Raw genomic sequence first — 23,162 nt, 5'->3', positions numbered from 1 at the left:
CCATTCCGGAGCACACGTCTGCATCAATTTGGTGCAATTTTGCACTGTAATGGCGCAAACAATATTTTTCCTGTAGAATTAACTGTAAAATATCGATAAGTAGAACAACCTAAGCGTTTTTAATTTCATCCGTATTTTCATTCAGTTGCGCGGAAAATACCCCGAGATTAAAAAACTGGCACGCCGTTTGCGTAATAGAAAGCAAAGGCCACCGGAAAAAGGGGCTTCGGCTAAAAAGCCAATCAGACTTAATCAAGAGGGAGTCTTAAATGAAAGTTTCTCATGTTCTGCTCGCCGTCCTCGGCGCCTCAATCGCCTGTTCCGCCTTCGCTGCCCCTGCGCTCGACGGCACCCTGAAGAAGGCGAAGGATACCGGCATCTTCACGATCGGCTACCGCGACGCGTCCGTTCCGTTCTCCTACCTCGACGCCAAGGGCAAGTCGATCGGCTACGGCAACGAAATCTGCAAGAACATCGCCGCCGCTGTTGAAAAGAAGGTCGGCCGCAAGCTGACGATCAAGTGGCAGCCGATTACCTCCGGCAACCGCATTCCGCTGCTCCTGAACGGCACCTATGACGTTGAGTGCGGCTCTACCACGAATTCGAAGGAGCGTCAGAAGCTCGTCGACTTCGGTACCACGTACTTTGCTGTGGGCGTTACTGCTGCCGTGAAGAAGAATTCCGGCATCAAGTCCTTCAAGGACCTGAATAACAAGAACGTTTCGACCACCGCCGGCACGACCTCTGTCACGCTGCTGAAGGATCTCCGCAAGAAAGGCATCAATACCCGTGTGGTTCCCGCTAAGGATCACGCCGAAGCCTTCCAGCTGCTCGCCCAGAATCGCGTCGTTGCCAACGTGATGGACGACATTCTGCTTGCCGGCCAGATCGCGAACTCCCAGACCCCGGCCGCTTACACGCTCCTGAACGAGACCATCTCGGAAGAGCCCTACGCTCCGATGCTCCGCAAGGATCCGCAGTTCAAGGCTCTGGTTGACGCCACGGTTACCGGCATGATCAAGTCCGGCCAGATGAAGAAGCTGTATGACACCTGGTTCACGAAGCCGATTGCTCCGCATAACGTCAACCTGAACTTCCCGATGAACGCTCCGACGAAGGCTGCCTTCGCGCATCCGAACTCCAACGGCATCTGATCGGTTCTGACAGCAGTTCTTTGAAAAAAGTGAGGATCCTCCCGCCCTGCTGAGGATCCTCGCTTTCCGTATTTTTCAGAAACATCAGCGGGCAGGCAACACCAAACACCTTATTTAATTTGGGGAATGACGATATGGGATTTGAAATGGATTGGTCGACGCTTTTTGCGATCAGCGACCTTTCGGACACTCCCTGGTGGCAGTACATGCTGGGGGGCGCCGGAATCACCCTCGCCCTCACCTTTTCCGCCGGGCTGCTCGCCCTCGTGGTCGGAACGCTTGTGGGCATCATCCGCACGGTTCCGAACCGCGCTCTTAACTTCATCGGCGAAGCCTGGGTCGAACTCTTCCGTAACGTCCCTCTCCTCGTTCAGCTCTTCCTCTGGTTCTTCGTGGTGCCGGAATTCATCCCGCCGCTGAAGGCGTGGATGATCAGCACGGATCCTCTCTATGGGGAATTCTTCTGCGCCTGGATCGGTCTCGGTCTTTTCACCTCCGTCCGTGTGGCTGAGAACGTCAAATCCGGCATTAAGACGATTCCGCGCGGCCAGCTTTTCGCCGCCTACGCGCTGGGTCTTTCGACCCCGCAGGCTTACCGCTATGTGCTTCTGCCGCTCGCGTTCCGTATCACGCTGCCGCCGCTTAACTCCGAAGCCATGAACCTCATGAAGAACACCGCGACCTCGCTCACGATCGGTCTCGCTGACCTTACGCTGCGGTCGCACGAAATGGGTGAAATGACCTTCCAGTTCTTCGCCGCGTTCTGCTTCGCGACAGTGGTCTACATCATCATTTCCCTCGTGATCAACCGCTCGATGACAACGCTTGAAAAAGCGGTCGCCATCCCCGGCCTCATCCGCAGATAAGGAGCCACGCCATGGATTTCTCTTCAATTACCGGTTCGACCTCCTTCCTGCTTCAGGGGGCTGCCTATACCTTTGAGCTCACTGCCACCTCCGCGATCGGCGCCATTATCCTCGGCACCTTCCTCGCGCTTGGCAAGATGGCCAAGAGCCGCGTGCTCTCGCTCCTCTGCTCGGGTTATATCAACCTGATGCGCGCGGTGCCGCTCGTGCTGATCCTCTTCTGGTTCTTCTTCCTCGTGCCGGTTTTTATTGCCTGGTTCACGGGGGCACCGATTCCGGTTCCGGTTGGACCCGAAAAGACCGCTCTCATCACCTTCATCCTTTTTGAGGCGGCTTACTACGCGGAAATCATCCGCGCCGGCATCCAGTCGATTTCCCGCGGCCAGCTCTACGCGAGCTCCGCTCTCGGTCTCTCCTTCGGCCAGACGATGCGCTACGTGATTCTGCCGCAGGCTTTCCGCAACATGGGCCCGGTGCTTCTCACTCAGACGATCGTGCTCTTCCAGGACACTTCCCTCGTCTACGTGCTTTCGGCCACCGACTTCATGGGTGCTGTCTCCAAGATCGCCCAGCGCGACAGCCAGCTTACCCTCATGTATTGCTTTGCTGCGGTATGCTACTTTGTGGTCTCCTTCACCCTTTCCACGGGCGTGAAGCAGATGCAGAAGAAGCTCGCAATTATCCGCTAAGACCCTTTTCTTCCAGGAAGAATTTCTCATGACAGTTAATGAAAACGAAGCTCCCATGATCGACATCCGCAATGTCTCGAAGTGGTACGGCAGCTTCCAGGTCCTTAAAAACTGCTCTACCAGCGTCAGGAAGGGAGAGGTTGTCGTGGTCTGCGGTCCGTCCGGTTCCGGCAAATCCACGCTCATCAAAACGGTGAACGGCCTTGAACCTGTGCAGCAGGGCACCATTCTCGTGAACGGCGTCGAAGTGACGAATCCGAAGACGAACCTCACGCGGCTCCGCAGCCATGTCGGCATGGTTTTCCAGCATTTCGAGCTCTTCCCGCACCTCTCGATCCGCGAGAATCTTGTTCTCGCGCAGATGAAGGTGCTCAAGCGAAACCGCGAAGAAGCGACGAAGAAAGGTCTTGCTCTTCTCGACCGAGTCGGTCTTCTGAAGCAGGCGGAAAAGTATCCGGGACAGCTTTCCGGCGGTCAGCAGCAGCGTGTGGCAATCGCCCGGGCGCTCGCGATGGACCCGATCTGCATGCTGTTCGACGAACCGACTTCGGCTCTCGACCCGGAAATGATTAACGAAGTGCTTGACGTGATGGTTGAGCTCGCGCAGGAAGGCATGACCATGATGGTGGTGACGCACGAAATGGGCTTTGCCCGCAAAGTGGCTGACCGCGTGATCTTTGTCGAAGGCGGCGAGATTCTGGAAGACTCCCCGAAGGACGAGTTCTTCGAACATCCGAAGTCCGAGCGTACTCAGCACTTCCTCTCGAAGATTCTGAGCCACTGATCCGGCTTCATCAAAATGAAGGGCCGCGATTCCGAAGAATCGCGGCCCTTTTCTTACTCTGGAAAACAGCCCTTGATAAATAAATTAATCAAAAACTGTTTAATTATGAAGTTCAGGACTTATTCGTCTTGATCGGACCATACCGCTTCCAGACCCGCTCCATCAGCCAGAGAATCACGAAACCCACGACACCGACCAGAACGGCGGAAAAGCCCTCCGAAATGCCGGTCATGATCAGAGCATTCATCAGAGGCTTCTCAATCACGAGAGCAAAGAAGAGAACCACCAGCACAATTTCCTCGATAAAGAAAAGCGCCGGATTGCGGTAATTTTTGAAGTCGAACATCTTTTTATCTTTCCCCGGGATAAAAATGCAGAAATCTTTCAGCGGACATGAAGCCTGCGGCGGCGCTGCTCAAAAAGACAGACAGCAGCGGCGGCAGCGACATTGAGGCTCTCAGTCTCGGATTCAATAGGAATATAAAGGCGCTCGTCAGCAACTTCAAGCGCAGCATCAGAGAGCCCCGGACCCTCGGCCCCCATCATCCAGACAGTGGGCCCCTTTTCCCAGCCTTGCTCGGCATAGATGTCGTGCCCGCCCCTGGCGTCCGCAGCAAGGAACCGGCCTTCGAAAAGCGTCTTCGCCTCAGAGGGTTCAATGCCTTCCAGAATCACCGCGCCGAAGTGAGCGCCCATGGCACTCCGCATCACCTTCGGGGCCCAGAGAGAAGCCGTTTTGCGGCTCGCCGCGATCACCCGGACACCGGACGCGACGGCGGTCCGGATGAGCGTGCCGGCGTTTCCGGCATCCTGAACTCCGTCGAGATACAGCACATCGCTCCTCCGGATTCTGTCATCCGCCTCAGGTTTTGCCGGGAGATCAATCTCAATCATGATGCCGGCCCCATGCTCGACGGGAGAAATCTCCTCAAAGAGCTGGTCATCGAGGAAAAACACTTTCGTCTGTACGCCCTGAACAGTGCTCTCATCGGCAATTGCCTGCGCGAGATCGTCCGTCTCGGCATCACGCCGTCCGGCCCTCAGGATGACAGCGCGTACCGGCACCCAGGCATCCCGGGCTGCCATGGCGAGGTGCAGACCCTCAGCGAGCGTGAAGCCTTCCTTGCGGATCGCGCGTGGCGACGCGCTTACCTTTTTCCAGGTCTTGAACCGGTCGTTAGACGCGGACGTAATGTCGATCGCGAACATCTCTTTCCTCTCTCTCCTACTCTTTTCTTTCCATCGCTTCCCGGCTCCAGCCGGTCATCGTACGCACGGGCTCGAAGCTCTTCCGATAAACCCCCGGAATCAGACCGAACTTCCGGATCGCCTCAATATGAGCCGCCGTACCGTAGCCCTTATGGCGGGCAAAACCGTACTCCGGGTAAAGCGCGTCGAGCCGACGAAGCTCGGCATCCCTCGAGGTCTTCGCGAGAATGGACGCAGCGGAAATCGCCTGCACCCGGTCATCCCCCTTAACAACGGCTTCTGCCCGGATCTCAAGTTTCGGGAGGCGATTCCCGTCAACGAGCACGAGAGTCGGACGGATTCCGCCCGTCAGCCCCTCGAGCGCCCGCTGCATCGCGAGGAACGTCGCCTGAAGGATATTCAGACGATCAATTTCCTCAGGCGTTGCCTCACCGACTCCCCAGGCGAGCGCCCGCTCGCGGATCACCGGAGCCAGCTCCTCGCGGCGCGCCTCGCTCAGTTTCTTCGAGTCTCTCAGTCCTTCAATCGGCCGCTCCGGGTCAAGAATCACAGCTGCCGCGACAACGTTTCCGCAGAGCGGCCCGCGGCCCGCCTCATCAATTCCCGCGATGATTTCCGAGGCATAGTCCTCAATCGGGAAAAGAGGGAGCGTCACTGTGTCCTTCGCTTTTCTCATGCCGCGCCCCTGATGGTGTCGAGAATCGCCTGTGAGGCAAGCGTCGCCGTATCCCGGAGGAGACTCTGATGCAGTGCCGTAAAGACTTCTTCAAGATACTCACGCCTAGCGGGATTCAGCTGATCGAGAAGGGACGCCGCCATGTACTGCGGCTCAGCGAAGTACTGCAGGAATTCAGGCACAACACGCTTCTGCTCAAGAATATTCGGCAGACTCACGAAGGACGTGTTCCCCTTGCTCTGGATAATGAGAGAGGAAAGCGCCGGCATCTTGTAACCCACAATCATCGGCTTTTTATAGAGCGCGGCTTCAAGCGTCGCAGTGCCTGACGCGATCATCGCCGCGTCACAGGCTTCCAGCACATCGTGGCTCCGTCCTGAGAACAGAATCACGTGCTCGGCCACCTCACGGAATCCGCCTAACGCCTGCACGATCTGCGTCCTGCGGGCATCGTCAGAAGCCGGGATAAGGAACATCGAATGCGGTTCCGCCTTCAGCACCTCGCGCGCGGTTTCAAAGAATACCGGCGCGTTCCACCGTATCTCGTCATAGCGGGATCCGAGAAGCACAGCGAACACCGGGCCTCTCGGCTCAAGCCCCAGTCGCTGACGGGCTCCGAGTGTATCCGGTTTCATCGGGATCCCTTCCGCCATTGGGTATCCGATATAGGTGGAAGGAATGCCTGCCGCGTCATAAATCGCTTTTTCAAACGGAAAAACCAGCAGCATGTGATCCACTGAACGCTTGATCGCGTGAATCCGCTCCGGGCGCCAGGCCCAGATTGAGGGGCTCACGAAATGCACCGTGCGGATTCCGGATTTGCGAAGTTTCTCTTCAATCGCGAGATTGAAGTCCGGCGCGTCAACACCGATAAACACCTTCGGCCGCACCGCGCTGACAGTACGGATCACATCGCGGCGAAGCATAAGAAGCTGCGGCAGCTTCTTCAGCACTTCCACATAGCCGCGGACGGAAAGCACGGACGCGTTGTGCCAGACACTGAGCCCCGCGGCCCGCATCTTTTCGCCGCCAATGCCAAACTGCAGCGCGCCGCCCATCGCGCGTTTCACCGGAGGGATCACCAGCGACGCGAGCGCGTCACCGCTTGCCTCACCGGCGAGCCACATCACCCCGTTTCTGTGCGCCTCATCCGGCACAGGCCGAGCCGCGGCTGCTGTCTCTTCGCTTCGTTTTTCCATAAATCTTTCCAACGATAAAAAAACCGGCCTCCCAGAGGCCGGCTCTTTCTGCTGCTCTTAGCGGATGATGCCCCGGGGACTTTCTGAAACAGCCTGACGGAACAGTTCGATCAGAGCCTCATCGGCAGGATTTGCCTTTTCAAGCTCTTTCATCCGGTCACTTGCCTCAGCTACCGTGAGATTTTCGCGGTACACCACGTGGTAGCACTGCTTCAGCACGGCGAACTGCGCTGCGGTAAAGCCGCGGCGGCGAAGACCGATCGAATTGAGTCCATGAGGAGCTGCCGGATAACCCGAGCAGATGACGAAGGGAGGCACGTCGCGCACAACGATTGAACCGCCACCCACCATGGCATGCTCACCGATATGCACGAACTGATGGACACCGGCCTGGCCGCCGACAATGGCGAAATCCTTCACATGAACGTGACCGGCAAGACCGACGTTATTCGCGAAAATCACGTCGTTGCCAACCTGGCAGTCATGCGCCACGTGCACATTCACCATATAGAGGCCGCGGGAGCCAACCCGGGTGATCCCCTGATCCTGAGCGGTGCCAATCGACATCGTGCAGTTTTCGCGGATCACGTTCTCGTCGCCGATCTCAAGCGCGGTATCTTCGCCGGCATACTTCTTATCCTGAGGCGTGCATCCGATGCAGGCACCCGGATAGATCTGGTTGCGTTCACCGATAGTGGTCCGCCCCGTCACGGAGACGTGGCTGATCAGAACGGTTCCTGAACCGATCTTCACCTTCGGGCCAACAACGCAGAACGGACCGATTTCAACATCTTCCGCAAGTTCCGCGGAAGGATCCACTACTGACATCGGATGAATTTTTGTCATTGATACCCCTTATATCAAACTGCCTCGGCTGGATTCCTGAAGCGGAATCAGCGGAATCCGGCCGTCTTTCAGATCATTCGTGAATTGTACGGCGGGCGCACATCAGAGTCGCCTTGCAGACGAGCTCTCCGTCAACCGTTGCCGTGCAGTCAAACCAGCCGATACCCATGCGGTCCTTCAGATAACGGCCATTGAAGACGAGCTTGTCACCCGGCAGCACGACACGCTTGAAGCGGGCCTTGTCGATGCCGGCGAAGTAGTAAATCGCATTCTTGTCGTTACGCTGTTCCTCAGTGAGGCGGCAGGTGGCAAGAATACCGCAGGCCTGAGCCATCGCTTCAATAATGAGGACGCCAGGCATCACGGGAGCGCCGGGGAAGTGGCCCGTAAACTGGGGCTCATTCGCCGTCACGTTCTTATAGGCAACAATCTCCGTGAGATCATCATTGATCGACTCCACCCGGTCCACGAGGAGGAACGGGTAGCGATGGGGCAGGAGCTCCATGATCTCATAAATCTTCATCGTTTTTGTCATTTTTATCAGGCGGCCCGGGGGAAAAAGGTCCTCTCTGCGGGTGACGCCTCTCCATAAAAGCCGACAAACGCCGGCGTGGATTTAAGATTCGTCTGAACCGGAACGGGCGGCTTTCAGGGCCGCAATTTCCCGTTCAAGCGACTTCAGGGTCTTTCGCATGTCGGTGAGGTTTCGTACAAGCACCGCCGTGCGTTCGGATTCGCGCCGGGGCTGCGCGGGATAAATGCCGATCATGACTTCGGGCTTATCCCCCCAGCTTACGATCGGAGTGGCCGGCCCCACCATGGAGCCTGCCGGGATCGTGATATGGCCGTTGATCATGGCGGCGCCGCCCAGCACGCAGTGGTCTCCAACCGTTGTGGAACCCGCAATGCCGACGCAGCCGCAGATCACGCAGTGCGAACCGATGCGGCAATTGTGCCCGATCTGAACCTGATCATCAATCTTCGTGCCGTTTCCGACTACTGTGTCATCCAGCGCGCCGCGGTCAATCGTGGAATTGGCACCGATTTCAACATCGTCACCGATCGTAACGCCGCCCACCTGCGGGATCTTGATCCATTCCCCGGAGAAAGGTGCGAAGCCGAAGCCTTCGCCGCCGATTGTGGCACCCATATTGATGATCACACGGCGTCCCACGTGGCAGTGGTCACCCACTTTGGCCTGAGGGAAGAGATGCGTGTGTTCGCCGATCTCAGTCTTAGCGCCAACATAGGCGCCTTCGCCGATCCAGACACACGGCCCGATCTTCGCGCCGGAACCGATCACCGCGCCGGCATCCACCCGGGCAGAGGGATCGATTTCCGCATCAGCCGCGATCACAGCCCGGAGATCAATGCCGGACTCAGGATCCGGGAACGCCCCGCCTTCCATCGCCTGGCTCGCCCAGGCGTACCAGGCGTAAGGGTTGGGCGTGAAGACCACAGGGCGGGCAAAATCCTCAAGCTTGGAAAGCGATTCTTCCGCGGCGTCCGGCACAACCAGAACCGCAGCACCCGACGCCGCAGCCTCTTTCAGAGCCTTCGGATTCGACACAAAAGCAATATGCGCGCTGTCAGCCTCTTCAATCGGACGGAACCCTTCGACGCGGATCGCCTCAGCACCATGCATCGGGCGAGAAGGAAGCCTGCCGCCCGAGAGTTCCGTAACGCTTGCGATCAGATCAGAAACCAGAAATGAAGATGAATCGGCCATGACGCTCCTTTCCTTCAGTGTCTAACTAGGCTATCAACAGAAAAGCCTGTTCCGGTACTGCCGGACCAGGCTTCTAAGAAACCCGGCGATGCAAACGGAGCGCTTTTCTTTTCGAAAGGCACCGTCATCCGTCGGGCGGAAGGCATCCTGATTACTTCAGGGCCTTCAGGACCTTATCGGTAATGTCAACACGCGGGCTGACATACACGGCGTCCTGAACGATCAGATCGTAATTTTCGCGGCGGGCGAGATCCTGAATCACCTGATTAGCGCGGGCGATCACAATCTGGATCTCTTCATTCTGGCGCTGACCGAGTTCCTCACGGAAGGCACGCTGTTCACGGTTCAGAGCACGCTCAGCCTCAGCAAGATCCCGCTGCTCGTTCAAACGCTGGTTCTGGCTCATCGCCGGAGCGTTCTTCTGGAAGGCATCGGCACGGGCTTTGAAATCTGCAGCCTGCTTATCGATGTCAGCCTTGCGGCGGGCGAATTCCTTCTGCAGCTTCTCGGTCGCAGCCTTGGCCGGGGCCGAATCATGAAGCACGCGTTCAAGGCTCACGACGCCGATCTTCGGAGCCGCATCCGGCGCTGCGTAGGCAGGGCTGGTGCAGGCGATGGCGACAGCCGCCGTCGCTGCGAGGATGGCCTTGGTGAAAACGTTCTTTTTCATCTTAAACAAACCTTTCTATGAAATTCCTTCGGAATACATTATCCCGACCGGAAACACTCTAGATTCTAACCTGTTGCCCCTCGATCAGAAGCTCGTACCGATCTGGAACTGGAAGCGTTGGACGTCGTCGCCCTTCTTCTTGTTCAGCGGGAAGGCAAGCGAGAACTTCAGAGGTCCAAGAGGCGAAATCCATGCCACACCGACACCGACTGAGTAGCGCAGATCGCTGAGGCTCACGTTGCTCGTATCGGTACCCTGGTTGGAGCCCGAACCGCCGGAACCCCAGACCCAGCCGCCGTCGAAGAAGCCGAAGGCGCGGAGCGTCCGGTCAGCGCCCGGCAGCGGCACATAGAGCTCTGTGGAGAAGTCGAAGAGCTTCTGACCGCCCATGTTGTCGCCGTTCGTATCACGCGGGCCGAGAGACGAGGTTTCATAGCCGCGGACCGAACCGATACCGCCGGCGTAGAAGTTTTTGAAGAACGGATACTCCTTGTCACCGTAAGAACCGGCATAGCCGAGTTCCGTATTGAAGGCCAGAGTCACATTCTTCGAAAGCGGCCAGTACTGCTGCAGCTGGTAGCTCACCTTGTAGTAACGAAGGTCAAGCACCGGGAGCGACACTTCGCCGCTCACACGCTGATAACGGCCCTTGTTCGGAGCGAGAGCGTTGTCTCGGGAGTCGCGCGACCAGCCGAAGGTGGCAGCGATCGACTTCGGATCCTTGCCGAAGTTATCGACGTAATCCCAGTAGCGTTCAGGCGAAGCGTCCCCGGAACCGCGGGTGCCGCGCAGCGTCACCTTGGTCTGCTCGATCTTCGCGCCGAGGAAGATACGGTCAAGCTCAGTCACCGGGATACCGTAAGACACTGCGGCGCCGAGCGTCTCATACATCACGTTCGCGACATCGAGGTCATCGAGGTCGACGCGGCGGTCGTACACGTCAATCGTGCGGGAGACGCCTTCAGGCGTCACGTACGGCTGCGTGAGAGAGAGCGCGTAGGTACGGGTCGAATCGGAATTACTCGCTTCGATAGAAGCCGAGTTGCCGGTACCGAAAATGTTGTTCTGAGAAATACCCGCGGACAGGATGATGCCGTCAGAGGACGAGAAACCGGCGCCGAGGGAAATAGAACCGGTCGGACGCTCTTTCACGTGGACCTTCAGATCCACTTCGTCACGGGTGCCGGGAACCGGAACCGGCTCCGCCGTCACTTCGTCGAAGAAGCCGAGACGGTCAATACGGTCACGCGAGAGTTTCACCTTATCGGAGTCAAACCACGACGCCTCATACTGGCGGACTTCGCGGCGCACCACTTCGTCACGCGTACGGGTGTTGCCCGTCACGAAGACGTTGCGCACATAGGCGCGGCGGCCCGGGTCAACCGTGTAGACCACATCCACGGTGTGATCGGCGCTGTTTGTCACCGGATTTGGATTCGCAGTCGCGAACGCGTAGCCGAGAACCGAAAGCTTATCCTTGATGGCGCTTGAAACCTGGTTCACCGATTCAGCGTTATAGGTTTCGCCGATCTTCACAGGTTTCGTAAGTTCAGCGAGCTGATCATTGAGGCCAAGCTGCTCGCCCTCAACCTTCACGGCTTTCACCTTATAGGGGAGGCCTTCGTGAATGTTGATCGAAATAAAGACGTCTTCCTTGTTCGGCGCGATCGTCACCTGAACGGAGTCGAGGCGATAGTCGAGGTAACCGCGGTTCAGGTACCAGGAGCGGATGCTTTCCAGGTCGCCCGCAAGCTTCTCGCGCGAATACTGGTCACGCTTCGTGTACCAGGTGAACCAACCCGGGGTGCTCAGCTGCATCACGTCACGGAGTTCGGAAGCCTTGGCCGCCTTGAGACCCGTGAAATGAATTTCCTTAATGGAGGAAGCGGCGCCTTCATCAACGTTGATCGTCACACGGACGCGGTTACGTTCGAGCGGCGAGACGTTCGTCGTCACTTCAACGCCGTAGTGTCCCTTCGCGAGGTACTGACGGCGCAGTTCCTGCGTTGCCTTGTCAAGCGTCGCGGAGTTGAAGATGCGGCCTTCAGCGAGACCGGCCGCGCGAAGCGACTTCTCAACTTCCTGCTTATCAAACGCCTTGATACCGTTCGTCTCAATCGTCGCAACGGCCGGGCGTTCGATCAGATGCACAACGACGACATCGCCATTCTCAGTGAGATTCACATCGCGGAAGAGTCCCGACTGATAAAGCGCGCGGATAGCGAGCGCGCCCTTTTCAGGCGTGTATTCGTCACCCACGCGGAAGGGCAGATGCGAGAACACCGTGCCAGGCTCGGTTCGCGCAATACCCTCGATGCGAATGTCCTTGATCGTGAACTGCTGAGCCGCCGCCGCGAGCGACAGTGTCGCAAGGACAGCCGCTACTGCGGTTTTAAAGGTAAAAGTCTTCAGTGTCATTGGTCTTTATCCGCCCAAAACTTCTTTCCCCCGGCAAGGATTGCCGACAGAAGGCTAAATTTCGAGGCATTAGAAGCTAAAGCTAAAGTTTCTCTATTCTAACCACCAAAAAGGCGTGTGACGTCGTTCATCAGCGCAATCAGGGTCACAAAGAGAATCAGAAGGAGGCCTGCCCGCTGTGCGATGCCGATTGCCTGTTCGGAAGGCTTCCTCCCCACGATGAGCTCATAGAGATACATCGCGAGGTAACCGCCGTCGAGAACCGGAATCGGAAGGAGATTCAGAATTCCAAGGCTGATCGACATCATCGAGAGGAAGAGAAGGAAAGGAAGCAGCCCCACCTGCACCGCCTGCCCTGCGTAGTCCGCAATCGCAACCGGGCCTGAGAGGTTCTTCACAGACGCTTCTCCAACCACCATCTTTCCCATCACGCGAAGTGTCAGCACGGACATATCCCAGAGCTTTCCGACCCCCGCAGTGAGTGAATCCCAGGGGCCGAGCCTCACTCGGACCACATCGGGGAAGCCCCCGACGCGGATACCGATCTGCCCAACGCTTTTCCCGGTTTTCGGATCCTTCACCTCAGGCACGCGGATCCTGAGAGAAACCGTTTCGGTCCCCCTCTTCACGCCCAGCGTCATTTCATCCCCGCCAGAGGACCGGAGGGTCTTCACGAGCATCACAGCACCCGTAACCGGATTGCCGTTCACGGACGCGATCTGGTCCCCCTTTCTGAGACCGGCGGTCTCCGCAGCGGCCCCTTTGATAACCTCTTCCACCGGCACAGCGCCGTCTCCCTGCCAGGGGATCAGGCCGACGTGTTCAAGCGGATTGGTTTTATTGGGATCCCCCTTGAAATTGACACTCCGGAGGTCGATCGGATAGCGCTCCGCGTGCTCTCCGGTTTTATCGTCCGCGTCCCGCACGGTGATCGTTGACTCGGTGCCCGCGACACGGAGCAGTTTCATCTGGAGATCAGCAAACGTCTTCACATCACCGTCCCCGACTCCGATCACATACTGTCCGGCCTGAACACCGGCCGCGGCCGCAGGCGTCCCCTGAGGAGGAGCGGCAACACGGCTCGAAAGCTCATACGTCCCGACAAACCCGATTCCCCAGAGAATCAGAACCGCGAAGAGCAGATTCATGAAGGGACCGGCGAAGACAATCAGCGCCCGCTGCCAGAGTTTCTTCCCCACAAAGTCCTCGGCCTTATCCTTCGCGGTGAGCGCCGGGGTTGTCGGATCACGTGAGTCAAGCATCTTCACGTAGCCGCCCAGCGGCAGGAGCGAAAGCGCGAATTCCGTGCCGCTCTTCCCCCGGATCTTCCAAAGGATGGGACCAAAGCCGACCGAAAAACGGATCACCCGCACGCCGTAGAATCGGGCGGCAAGGAAATGCCCTCCCTCATGAATCACGACGAGGAGCTCGAGAGTCGCCGCAAACGCGAGAAGCGTTATCAGAAAAGTCAAAGTAAAAGTCTCCGGGGAGAGATCAGGAAATCCGGCCCGAGCGGATCAGACTGTCCACATAGCTCCGGGCTTCGCGGTCAGCGGCGTAAATATCGGAAAGCGACTTCGGAGCCGGAAGCACCAGTCCAGAAAGCGCTTCGCGGCAGGCCCGCCCGATTCCAAGGAAGCTGATTTTCCGGTCAAGGAACGCGGCCACAGCAGCCTCATTCGCGGCGTTCAGCACGATCGTCGCGGAGCCGCCGGCTTCAAGCGCTTCCCAGGCGAGCTTCAGCTGCGGGAAGCGTTCCAGATCCGGAGCCTCAAAGGTGAGCGGCTCCTTCAGCTTCGTGAAGTCCAGCGCCGCGGCACCGGACTCCGTCCGTTCAGGCCAGGCCATCGTCACCGCGATCGGAGTCCTCATATCGGGAACACCGAGCTCCGCCATCACTGCGCCGTCCTCAAAGGCAACGCCGGAATGCAGAATGCTCTGCGGGTGGATCACAACACGGATCCTCTCAGGCGGGATGTCAAAGAGCCAGCGCGCTTCAATCACTTCAAGCGCCTTATTCATCAGCGTGGCGGAGTCAACCGTAATCTTCCGGCCCATCTTCCACCTTGGATGCGTACTCGCTTCTTCGACGGTAACCCCCGTGAGGTCCATTCTGCGAAGGAACGGGCCGCCCGAGCAGGTGAGCCAGATCACCACTTTTTCACGCTGAGCAGGAGTCGCGGCAGCAAGCGACTGGAAAATCGCCGAGTGTTCCGAATCCACCGGAAGCAGTTCTGCGCCGCCCTCCCGGATCGCCTGCTGAAGCAGTGCGCCGCCGCAGACAACGCTTTCCTTATTGGCAAGCAGCATGCGCTTACCGGCCTTCGCCGCGGCAAAAGCCTGCGGAAGTCCCGCCGCGCCGCTTGCGGCGAGCAGCACCGCATCGGCCTCAGGGTCAGACGCCGCGGCGCAGCAGGCGGCTTCCCCCGCAGCTGCCCGAGTGGAAAGGCCGCGCGCCTTCAGCGCCGCCTGAAGCTCCGGGAGCTTCGACTCATCTGCGAGCACCGCGGCTTCAGCGCCGCACGCCTCACACGCCGCAGCGAGTTCCTCCGCGCGGCTTCCGGCAGCGAGAACACCGACCCGCCATTCGCCGGGGTGACGGGAAACAACGTCAAGAGCTGAGCGGCCGATGGAACCGGTCGCACCGAGAATATTGATCTTTTTTGCCATAGTGGATGGATTCTAACCGGGACGGGACGATCTTTCCTGAAAGGGGAGTTTCGAAGCGGAGCACCCTCTCTTCAGAAGGACCGCTTCACATTGACGGAAAGCCCGGTTTCAGACTTTCCGCCTTCAGTCACGCCGATATCCGCGCCGACGCCGAAATTCCAGAGCTTACGCCTCAGCTGCAGGCCGACTGAACCGATGCCGGAGACCGTCCGCCCGCCTTTGGCGCGGATCGATCCGTCCTCTTCCACCGTGCCGGTGTCGCCCATGCTCGCCACAGCGCCGATCGACGTATTCACCTGAACCGCGGTTTTGCTGTCCGGCTCATGAAGCAGCCGCATGCCGATGCCGACCGGGACCTGCTGCAGACTCCGCATTTCCGTTGTGACAGCGGCCGATCCTCCAAGCTCCGACACGAGCCCCATCGCTGAGGTATCGGTTCTCACTGCCCGGTACCCCGCGAACGGCACAACCTGAACGCCGGTACCCACCTGAATCGGCAGCTCGGCCCGCATCTCAGCGGAATAGATGTTCTGTGTCGGATCCGGCGTAATGCCGGCGAGCGTCAGCGCCACCGGAATCACGCGGGAAGTGCCTTCTGCCCCCGCGAAGCCGGTTCCCGTGAATTGATACCCCTTCCCCTTCATCACCCCGCCGTATCCGTAGAAGCCAACGAGATCAAGAGGGCCTGCGTCAACGAGACGGATTGCGCCGTCTTCCTTGCGGGTGAGCGAGTGATCGGCTTCCTTAAGCGGCGGCAGCACCGAGTCATCCGCGCTCTCAGCGTTATCGCCGTTTTCATCCTCGGCTTCTGAACCGGCAGACACCGGGACAGCGAGGAGATTGATCCCCTGAGGATCCAAGCCTCCGCTCTCTAGGTCTGAGAGCCTTACTCCGTAAAAACCGGTCGGTTCCGCGGTAACCGCCGCGATCAAAGTCTCAAGCTGCAGCGGCGTCAGGATCGGGGAGGGCTTATTCGCAGCCTTCAGGCGAAACTTTTTTCCGGTATCTGATGGCTTCACGCTTTTAACTGACGTGATCGGAGACTTACGGGCGGACTTCTGCTTTGCTGTCTGATGCGGGAGTGATTTTGGGTTACGAACCGACTTTCCTGCCGACGCCACTTTCAGCAGCTGATATAACGGATCACGGGAATAATGCGGAGCCCCGGAAACCGGGCCTGCGGCAACAAAAAGGAACAAAAAGAAAAAAGTGAGCATATACCGGACGCAAGCGCCGATATTTTCATCACTTTCTACTCTTCTTCCCTCTGGCGACATAGAGCAGGAGCCCCTTTTTTATTCGCAATAAAGCTAAAAGATAGGATAATAGAAACCGTTAATGGGGGGTACCCCCGAGAAATTATCCAACCTAAGGATCACAGCGCTATGGCAAAGAACGTCATCATCATGGGAGCGACATCTGGGATTGGAGAAGCGCTCGCCGTCCGATTTGCCGCCCTCGGGTGCGATCTGGCCATTGCAGGCCGCCGCGCTGACCGGCTCCAGGCAATTGCTTCGAAAATCTCCTCTGAACATAACGTCCGGGTGATCTGGAGTGAAATCGATGTCCGGCGTGAAGACGCGCCGCTTAAGATTTCTCACCTCGCGTCTGAAATCGGCGGTGTTGACCTCTATATTCACGCGGCCGGAATCGGACACGAAAATGTTGAACTCGATCCGAAGATCGAAATGAGCACCGTGGACACGAATGCCTCCGGCTTTGTCCGCTGCATCGATGCCGTTGTGACGCTGCTCCGCAGTCAGGGAACGGGCGGACAGATCGCTGCAATCAGCTCCGTTGCCGCGACCCGCGGTCTGGGCGCCTCTCCCGCGTACTCCGCGACAAAAGCGCTTCAGGCTCACTATCTCGAGGCGCTCCGTCAGATGGTGAACGCAAAGGGTTGGGATATCCGGATCACGGACATCCGCCCGGGGTTTGTGGATACGCCGCTGCTCGAAGGGAAGAAGTACCCGATGACGCTTCCTCTTCCCTACGCCGCAGACCATATTGTGAAAGCCATTCTGAAGAAGAAGACCGTAGCCTGGATCGACTGGAAGTATCAGCTGCTCTGCGCCGCCTGGGTCTGCCTCCCGAAGATCGCCTGGGAGAATCTCCCGGTGGGTTTCGTGCCGTTCTATAAGCCTGAGGCTGGCAAGAAAGCTGAAACGCCGAAAACGCCTGAAGCCTCCAAGGCTTCCGAAGATAAGCCCGAAGGGAAGTAACCGATGCCCGGCTTTCGTGAATCCGTGCGCAGCTGCGCTTACGAGAAATATTCCCAGTTCGGCGGCCGCACGGGGCGCGCTGAATTCTGGTGGTTCATCCTCGCGCTCTTTCTGATCAACTGCGCGCTGATCGTGATCGGGATCTTCATTCCCGCGATACAGACCTCCATTCTCGGAGGCTTTTCGCTGGTCATTCTGAGCCCCTTCGCCGCGGCTCTCACCCGGCGTCTGCATGACATCGGATTATCCGGCAAGTGGGTGGCGGCGGCTTTTATCGTCGCCATTCTGGCGGGGACAGCGGGTTCCTACCCGGCCTTTTCCTGGGCAAAGTTTCTGACGCCCGCTGCGTTTGGAATCCTGTTCCTCGCCTCGCTTTTGCCGGGATCCAGGACCGAAAACCGGTTCGGCCCGGTCCCCTGACTCCCTTTCCCCGGAGAATAAAAAAAGCTGCAGAAAAATTCTGCAGCTTTTTTTGACTCCGGTTCCTGCAGCGGACTCCCAGACAGAAAAAACGCCTGAGAGTTGCCCTGGAAACGGAAATCAGAGAATGCGGCGGATCCAGCCTTCCGGCGCTTCAATCTCGCAGGACTGGATCTTCAGCAGCGTCTCACGGATCTTGCCGGAGATTTCGCCGATCTTATCCATGCCGGACGGGAAGTAAATATCACCGTCCTCAGAGTGGATCATGCCAACCGGTGCGAGCACAGCAGCCGTGCCGCAGAGGGCGCATTCCTTCATGTCCTTCACTTCAGAGAACTTCACCTGGCGCTCAATCACCTTGAGGCCGAGGTAGTGCTCGCCGACGTAGACGAGAGAGCGGCGGGTGACAGACGGGAGAATCGAGTTGCTCTTCGGAACAATCAGGTTATTGTCCTTATCGACAAAGAGCACATTCGCGCCGCCCGTTTCCTCAACGTAGGTGTGGGTGGACGGATCGAGGTAAATATTTTCGGCGTAGCCCGCGCGGTGAGCTTCCATCGTGGGATAGAGGCTCATCGCGTAGTTAAGGCCGGCCTTAATGTGACCGGTGCCGCGGGGAGCCGCGCGGTCATAATGAGCAACCTGAATGCGGATCGGTTTCACACCGCCCTGGAAATAGGAGCCAACCGGCATCGCAAACAGACGGAAAAGGAATTCGTGCGCGGGAGCGACACCGATCTGGGGGCCCGAACCGATCATCACCGGACGGATGTAGAGGGAAGCTCCGGTGCCGAAAGGCGGAACCCAGGCGGCATTCGCCTTGACCGTTTCATCAAGCGCCTTCAGGAAGGTTTCCTTCGGGAGCGGCGGCATTTCGAGGCGGCGGCAGGTATTCTGCATGCGTTCCGCGTTCTGGTCCGGACGGAAAGTCACAATGTGACCGTCTTTCGTCGTATACGCCTTCAGACCCTCGAAGCAGGACTGGGAATAGTGGAAAACGCAGGCTGCCTCTGAGAGCGTGATATCAGGATCCGTGGTCAGACCGCCCTCTTCCCAGGCGCCGTCATGCCAGCGGGTCTGCCAGCGATAATCGATCGGACGATAAGCGAACCCGAGGTTGGCCCAATCAAGATTTTTCTTTTCCATTTGCTTATAACCTTCAAAAACTTTCTTGCTGAAAAAATTCTGCGGTCACTGACCGGTTTCCCAAACCTTTCTGCTCAGAACCCGGTTCAGCTTGTGGCCGAAGGGATTCAGGCGGCCGTTATTTCAAATGGCTGCGCCAGAAGGGGCTTAGGGCGCAAGGTCCTCACGCTGGCTAATTCATTTAATCGTACACCCGGCACGAATAACTAGGGTCAGGGATCACGGGAAAGTGTGTATAAAAAAGCCTTTCCCGCAAGGGAAAGGCTTGTCAGAGGCTCTGCAGACCGGACTCTGTGATCCGATATCAGGAGATCGTCGTCAGAAGAATGATCAGCACGACTGCCGGCATCACCGGCACGCAGGAGTCCAGACGGTCAAACCAGCCGCCGTGGCCCGGAAGCAGGTTACTCGAATCCTTGATGCCCGCCTGACGCTTCGCGGCTGACTCAAGCAGATCCCCCGCCATCGAGAAAAGCGTGAGCAGCAGCGTCACCACAACGGCGGTGAGGAATCCGGTCTCAGTAATCAGGACAGACTGGAAAACATCAGCCCGGCCGGCGCACGCAATGCCAATCGCGAACAGCACGCAGAGTCCGAGAATATAGGCGCCAAGCGCTCCTTCCCAGGTTTTCTTCGGTGAGATCGCGGGGGCCATCTTCGTATCGCCGAAAATCTTCCCGCCGAAAAAGCGGCCGCAGAAATACGCGCAGATATCCGCGCTCCAGACGATTGCCAGCACGGAAATCACCATCTGCCAGCTGCCGATCTCAAAAAGCCAGAGAATCGAGTACCAGGCAAGCGGCAGCATCAGTACCGCCATAGCGCCCTGAGCCGCAACAGGCAGACGGAAACCTGTATTCCGGTCGCGGAAGAGACCGACCGTCAGCAGGAACCAGACCGCGGCATCAGCCGCCGTAAGCGCGAGGAGCGCCTGAGGCCTGAGCCGGAACCCCATCACCCACCAGAGGGCGTAAAGCACGATCCCCATTACTGCAGCAACCGGAAGCGCGGCTCTGACTCCCAGCATCCTCAGCCACTCCCAGATGGCCGCCGCCACGGCAAAGGTCATCACTGCGGCGAACGCGAGCGGCGACAGGTAGATGGAGCCCACCAGAACGATGAGCAGGATGATGGCAGTAATGACTCGTTGCTTAAGCATATGAAATGCAGGCCGCTTTCGCGGCCCGCCAATAAAAGGTTTTACCAGGGCTCCGCAGTGGAACCCCTTCCAGCTAGCCCCTGAGCTGTTCGCTCGTGAGACCGAAACGCCGTTCACGGCCGGTGAACCACCGGATCGCCTCAAGAAGATGCTCTTCCCTGAAATCAGGCCAGAGCACCGGCGTGAAGTAAAGCTCGGCGTAAGCCGCCTGCCAGAGCAGGAAGTTGGAGATCCGGGATTCGCCTCCGGTGCGGATCATGAGGTCAACGTCTCCTGCCCAGGGAAGCGCGAGATAACGGCTGATCAGTTCCTCATCGATCATGGCCGGGTGGGAAGCCGCGAGCGGCTCCTCCTTCAGGATTGACCTCACCGCCTGCACGATATCCCAGCGACCGCCGTAATTCGCGCAGATGGTGAGCTGCATTGCGCTGCAATGCTCTGTCGCCCGTTCGGTTTCCTCAATTGCCTGTCTCAGGGGATCAGAGAAAGCCGAAACGTCACCCGCTACGTGCAGGCGGATGTCGTTCTTCACGAGCTTCTCGCGCTGGTTCACGAGCATCAGGCCGAAGAGCCTCATGAGGGCGCTCACTTCCTCCTCAGGGCGTTTCCAGTTCTCGCTGCTGAAAGCGAAAAGGGTAAGCGCCTTGATGCCGGCGCGTCTCGCGGCTTCGGTACAGCTCTCCACCGCGGAAACTCCTCTCCTGTGACCTTCCACGCGCGGCATATGACGGTTCTTCGCCCATCTGCCGTTTCCATCCATAATGACGGCCACGTGCCTCGGGAGAGTTTTCACCGGTTTAGCTTCCTCCATCAGTTCTCCAGTCATGCCGCCATCAGACGGTCATGATTTCCTTTTCTTTCTCTTCAGTCACCGTATCAACTTCAGCGATGAACTTGTCGGTGAGCTTCTGAATGTCGTTATCGGAACCGCGGGCTTCATCCTCGGAGATCTCCTTATCCTTCAGGAGCTTCTTAACGGAGTCATTCGCTTCACGGCGGACATTGCGGATCGCGACCTTGCCTTCTTCGGCCAGACGCTTCACAACCTTCGTGATTTCGCGGCGGCGCTCTTCCGTAAGCGGAGGCAGCGGCACACGGAGCGTCTGACCGCTCGTCACCGGGGTCAGACCAAGATCGCTCTCCATGATGGCCTTCTCGATCGGCTTCACGAGAGTGCGGTCATACGGCTGAATCGTAAGCGTACGGGCATCAGCCACGTTCACAGAGGCGCACTGTGCGAGCGGCGTACGTGCACCGTAGTATTCAACATAAATCGAATCCAGCAGACCGGTCGAAGCGCGGCCCGTGCGGATCTTGCGGAATTCTTCCCGGAGCCCTTCGAGGCTGCGAGCCATCTTGCGCTCGGTCTGGGTACGGATTTCCTGAATCGTCGGCATAAAAATATCCTTTGCTTTGCTTTGTTGTATTGATTGCGGGTACTCAGGAGTGGACAAGCGTCCCTTCTTCGAGTCCCGTGCAGGCGCGCTTCAGGGCGCCCGGCTTGAATATATTAAACACCCGGATCGGCAGATCGTTAGTGCGGCAGAGGGCGAAAGCCGTGCCATCCATCACCTTGAGGTCGCGTTTCATCGCTTCATCAAACGTGATATCTGCGAACTTCGTGGCAGTCGGATCCTTCATGGGATCAGCGGTATAGATACCGTCAACCTTCGTCGCCTTCAGCACCACCTCGGCGCCCATTTCAGCGCCTCGAAGCGCCGCGGTCGTATCCGTCGTGAAGAAGGGGTTACCGGTACCGGCAGCGAAAATCACGACACGGTTCTGATCGAGATAACGCAGCGCCTTGCCGCGGATGTACGGCTGGACAACCTGCTCGAGGTGCAGCGCGGACTGGATACGGACCGGAACGCCCGTCTTTGTCAGCGCGTCCTGGAGCGCCATCGCATTCATCACGGTGGCGAGCATGCCCATGTAGTCACCGGTCGCACGGTCCATGCCGTTCGCACCCAGAGCAACGCCGCGGAAAATATTGCCGCCGCCCACTACGATGCCCACCTGCACCCCAATATCGAGAATCGACTTGATCTCGCCAACCATGTAGTTCAGCGTATCGCGGTTGATACCGAACTGGTCGTGCCCCATGAGGGCTTCTCCGGAAAGCTTCAGTAGAACACGCTTATAGATAGGTTTCGCTTTTTTCTGATCCGACATTCGCTGTATCTCCAGGCGGGCTAGGCACACTGCCGCCCTAATAACATATTAGTAAGGCATGGGGATAATACTGCAAAGACGCACCTTCGCGCTACGGCTTAGCAGAAGGCTCCCATAAAAAAACCGCTCGGAGAGAGATCTCCCGGGCGGTTTTTTGCCCAGAATTCCGTTCTTCTGGAGAGCGGAATTCCGGTACTGGCTATTAGGCCTGCTTGGAAGCGGCAACCTGAGCAGCCACTTCAGCAGCGAAGTCGTCAGTCTTCTTCTCGATACCTTCGCCAACGACGAAGAGGTAGAAGGCAGCGCAGGTGGCTCCCTTGCTCTTCAGCAGCTGGCCGACGGTGATCTTGTCGTCCTTCACGAAGGGCTGGTTGAGCAGCGTCACTTCCTTCAGGAACTTCTTCACGGAACCTTCAGCGATACGCTCGACGAGGTTCTCGGGCTTGCCGGACTCGCGGGCCTTTTCGATGGCGATGCGGCGCTCGGACTCGATCATCTCAGCGGGAACACCGTTCTCATCGAGAGCCTTCGGCTTGGAGGCAGCGATGTGCATGGCGACGTCGTGGGCGAGTTCTTCATCACCGCCGATCATGTCGACCATAGCGGCGATCTTGGCACCGCCGTGAACGTACGTGTCGAGACGGCCCTGGGCTTCCACGCGGACGAAGCGGCGGAAGGACATGTTCTCACCGATCTTGCCGACGAGGCCCGTACGGATCTCTTCGAGGGACTTGCCGTCAACCGTCAGGGCGGAGAGGGCAGCGATGTCAGCCGGATTCTTTTCCGCGACGAGGCGGGCGCCGGTTTCAGCCATGGCGACGAAGTCAGGGTTCTTCGCAACGAAGTCGGTCTCAGAGTTGACTTCGAAGAGAGCGCCGAGCTTGCGGTCGTCAGACACGTAAACACCGACAATACCTTCAGCGGCGACGCGGGCGGCAGCCTTGTTGGCCTTGTTGCCCAGCTTCACGCGGAGGATTTCCTCAGCCTTGGCGAAATCGCCTTCAGCAGCCACGAGGGCCTTCTTGCACTCCATCATCGGAGCGTCGGTCTTCTGGCGAAGGTCTTTCACCATTGCGGCGGTAATAGCGGCCATTTAATTCTCCAGATACTAATAAATTTGATACGTTTGAAAA

The 23,162-nt window shown here is 58.1% G+C and carries 24 protein-coding genes; 6 read left to right on the top strand and 18 right to left on the bottom strand.

Annotated elements, in window-relative coordinates:
• Positions 1-269: 269 nt before the first annotated feature.
• The 4 genes from BN1936_RS01380 to BN1936_RS01365 all read left to right on the top strand — a co-directional run bounded on the left by BN1936_RS01380 (position 270) and on the right by BN1936_RS01365 (position 3,493).
• Complete coding sequence (locus BN1936_RS01380; RefSeq protein WP_022443017.1) at positions 270-1,154, top strand: transporter substrate-binding domain-containing protein; 885 nt, start codon at positions 270-272, stop codon at positions 1,152-1,154.
• A gap of 146 nt (positions 1,155-1,300) precedes the next feature.
• On the top strand, positions 1,301-2,020 hold the full coding sequence (locus BN1936_RS01375) for an amino acid ABC transporter permease (RefSeq protein WP_049686506.1): 720 nt from the start codon (positions 1,301-1,303) through the stop codon (positions 2,018-2,020).
• Between the two features lie 11 nt (positions 2,021-2,031).
• Positions 2,032-2,709: an amino acid ABC transporter permease gene (locus tag BN1936_RS01370; RefSeq protein WP_022443019.1), complete on the top strand. Its 678-nt coding sequence runs from the start codon at positions 2,032-2,034 to the stop codon at positions 2,707-2,709.
• Positions 2,710-2,764: 55 nt separating this feature from the next.
• Positions 2,765-3,493 carry an amino acid ABC transporter ATP-binding protein gene (locus BN1936_RS01365; RefSeq protein ID WP_049686505.1) on the top strand — a complete coding sequence of 243 codons (729 nt, stop codon included), beginning with the start codon at positions 2,765-2,767 and terminating at the stop codon, positions 3,491-3,493.
• A 112-nt stretch (positions 3,494-3,605) separates the two neighbouring features.
• Here the strand turns inward: BN1936_RS01365 and BN1936_RS01360 are convergent, their stop codons facing one another.
• From BN1936_RS01360 to BN1936_RS01305, 12 genes are all read right to left on the bottom strand, one after another.
• The gene (locus BN1936_RS01360) at positions 3,606-3,839 is read right to left on the bottom strand and encodes a hypothetical protein (protein ID WP_022443021.1); all 234 of its coding nucleotides are present in this window, start codon (positions 3,837-3,839) and stop codon (positions 3,606-3,608) included.
• 38 nt (positions 3,840-3,877) lie between these two features.
• Positions 3,878-4,702 (bottom strand): TrmH family RNA methyltransferase, encoded by an 825-nt coding sequence (locus BN1936_RS01355; protein ID WP_049686451.1) that lies wholly within the window; start codon positions 4,700-4,702, stop codon positions 3,878-3,880.
• 16 nt (positions 4,703-4,718) lie between these two features.
• Positions 4,719-5,378, bottom strand: a complete 660-nt coding sequence (gene rnhB / locus BN1936_RS01350; protein ID WP_049686450.1) for a ribonuclease HII — start codon at positions 5,376-5,378, stop codon at positions 4,719-4,721.
• Positions 5,375-6,577, bottom strand: coding sequence for a lipid-A-disaccharide synthase (lpxB, locus tag BN1936_RS01345; RefSeq protein ID WP_049686449.1), 1,203 nt, complete (start codon positions 6,575-6,577; stop codon positions 5,375-5,377). Before lpxB ends, rnhB begins: the two co-directional genes overlap by 4 nt.
• 57 nt (positions 6,578-6,634) lie before the next feature.
• On the bottom strand, positions 6,635-7,423 hold the full coding sequence (gene lpxA, locus BN1936_RS01340) for an acyl-ACP--UDP-N-acetylglucosamine O-acyltransferase (protein ID WP_022443230.1): 789 nt from the start codon (positions 7,421-7,423) through the stop codon (positions 6,635-6,637).
• 73 nt (positions 7,424-7,496) lie between these two features.
• Entirely contained in the window at positions 7,497-7,946 is a 450-nt protein-coding gene (gene fabZ, locus BN1936_RS01335; protein WP_232422047.1) for a 3-hydroxyacyl-ACP dehydratase FabZ, read from the bottom strand.
• 93 nt (positions 7,947-8,039) lie between these two features.
• Positions 8,040-9,152 (bottom strand): UDP-3-O-(3-hydroxymyristoyl)glucosamine N-acyltransferase, encoded by a 1,113-nt coding sequence (gene lpxD / locus BN1936_RS01330; protein WP_022443232.1) that lies wholly within the window; start codon positions 9,150-9,152, stop codon positions 8,040-8,042.
• A 151-nt stretch (positions 9,153-9,303) separates the two neighbouring features.
• Positions 9,304-9,822 carry an OmpH family outer membrane protein gene (locus BN1936_RS01325; protein WP_022443233.1) on the bottom strand — a complete coding sequence of 173 codons (519 nt, stop codon included), beginning with the start codon at positions 9,820-9,822 and terminating at the stop codon, positions 9,304-9,306.
• Between the two features lie 84 nt (positions 9,823-9,906).
• A complete protein-coding gene (gene bamA, locus BN1936_RS01320; protein ID WP_022443234.1) occupies positions 9,907-12,240 on the bottom strand; it encodes an outer membrane protein assembly factor BamA in 2,334 nt (777 codons plus the stop codon).
• Between the two features lie 98 nt (positions 12,241-12,338).
• Positions 12,339-13,712, bottom strand: coding sequence for an RIP metalloprotease RseP (gene rseP / locus BN1936_RS01315; RefSeq protein WP_049686447.1), 1,374 nt, complete (start codon positions 13,710-13,712; stop codon positions 12,339-12,341).
• 22 nt (positions 13,713-13,734) lie between these two features.
• The gene (dxr, locus tag BN1936_RS01310) at positions 13,735-14,910 is read right to left on the bottom strand and encodes a 1-deoxy-D-xylulose-5-phosphate reductoisomerase (RefSeq protein ID WP_049686446.1); all 1,176 of its coding nucleotides are present in this window, start codon (positions 14,908-14,910) and stop codon (positions 13,735-13,737) included.
• A 71-nt stretch (positions 14,911-14,981) separates the two neighbouring features.
• Positions 14,982-16,031: an autotransporter domain-containing protein gene (locus BN1936_RS01305; protein WP_082164418.1), complete on the bottom strand. Its 1,050-nt coding sequence runs from the start codon at positions 16,029-16,031 to the stop codon at positions 14,982-14,984.
• 264 nt (positions 16,032-16,295) lie between these two features.
• On the opposite strand from BN1936_RS01305, the gene BN1936_RS01300 reads away from it, so the two are divergent.
• Positions 16,296-17,132: an SDR family NAD(P)-dependent oxidoreductase gene (locus BN1936_RS01300; protein WP_022443015.1), complete on the top strand. Its 837-nt coding sequence runs from the start codon at positions 16,296-16,298 to the stop codon at positions 17,130-17,132.
• Positions 17,133-17,135: 3 nt separating this feature from the next.
• Complete coding sequence (locus BN1936_RS01295) at positions 17,136-17,552, top strand: DUF805 domain-containing protein (protein WP_049686444.1); 417 nt, start codon at positions 17,136-17,138, stop codon at positions 17,550-17,552.
• Between the two features lie 120 nt (positions 17,553-17,672).
• Here BN1936_RS01295 and BN1936_RS01290 read toward each other — a convergent pair whose 3' ends face one another.
• The 6 genes from BN1936_RS01290 to tsf form a co-directional block, all read right to left on the bottom strand.
• Positions 17,673-18,698, bottom strand: a complete 1,026-nt coding sequence (locus BN1936_RS01290; RefSeq protein ID WP_022443014.1) for a branched-chain amino acid aminotransferase — start codon at positions 18,696-18,698, stop codon at positions 17,673-17,675.
• Between the two features lie 304 nt (positions 18,699-19,002).
• Positions 19,003-19,857 (bottom strand): phosphatidate cytidylyltransferase, encoded by an 855-nt coding sequence (locus BN1936_RS01285; RefSeq protein WP_049686443.1) that lies wholly within the window; start codon positions 19,855-19,857, stop codon positions 19,003-19,005.
• Positions 19,858-19,930: 73 nt separating this feature from the next.
• On the bottom strand, positions 19,931-20,668 hold the full coding sequence (uppS, locus tag BN1936_RS01280; protein WP_022443012.1) for a polyprenyl diphosphate synthase: 738 nt from the start codon (positions 20,666-20,668) through the stop codon (positions 19,931-19,933).
• 22 nt (positions 20,669-20,690) lie between these two features.
• Complete coding sequence (frr, locus tag BN1936_RS01275) at positions 20,691-21,254, bottom strand: ribosome recycling factor (RefSeq protein WP_022443011.1); 564 nt, start codon at positions 21,252-21,254, stop codon at positions 20,691-20,693.
• Between the two features lie 43 nt (positions 21,255-21,297).
• Positions 21,298-22,029 (bottom strand): UMP kinase, encoded by a 732-nt coding sequence (gene pyrH / locus BN1936_RS01270; RefSeq protein WP_022443010.1) that lies wholly within the window; start codon positions 22,027-22,029, stop codon positions 21,298-21,300.
• 202 nt (positions 22,030-22,231) lie between these two features.
• Positions 22,232-23,122, bottom strand: coding sequence for a translation elongation factor Ts (tsf, locus tag BN1936_RS01265; protein ID WP_022443009.1), 891 nt, complete (start codon positions 23,120-23,122; stop codon positions 22,232-22,234).
• Positions 23,123-23,162: the final 40 nt, after the last annotated feature.

The sequence above is a fragment of the Dakarella massiliensis genome (assembly GCF_001182045.1).
GTDB lineage: Bacteria > Pseudomonadota > Gammaproteobacteria > Burkholderiales > Burkholderiaceae_F > Mesosutterella > Mesosutterella massiliensis.
The sequence above is the reverse complement of the archived record's forward strand: the minus strand, read 5'-3'. Positions and strand labels throughout refer to the sequence as shown.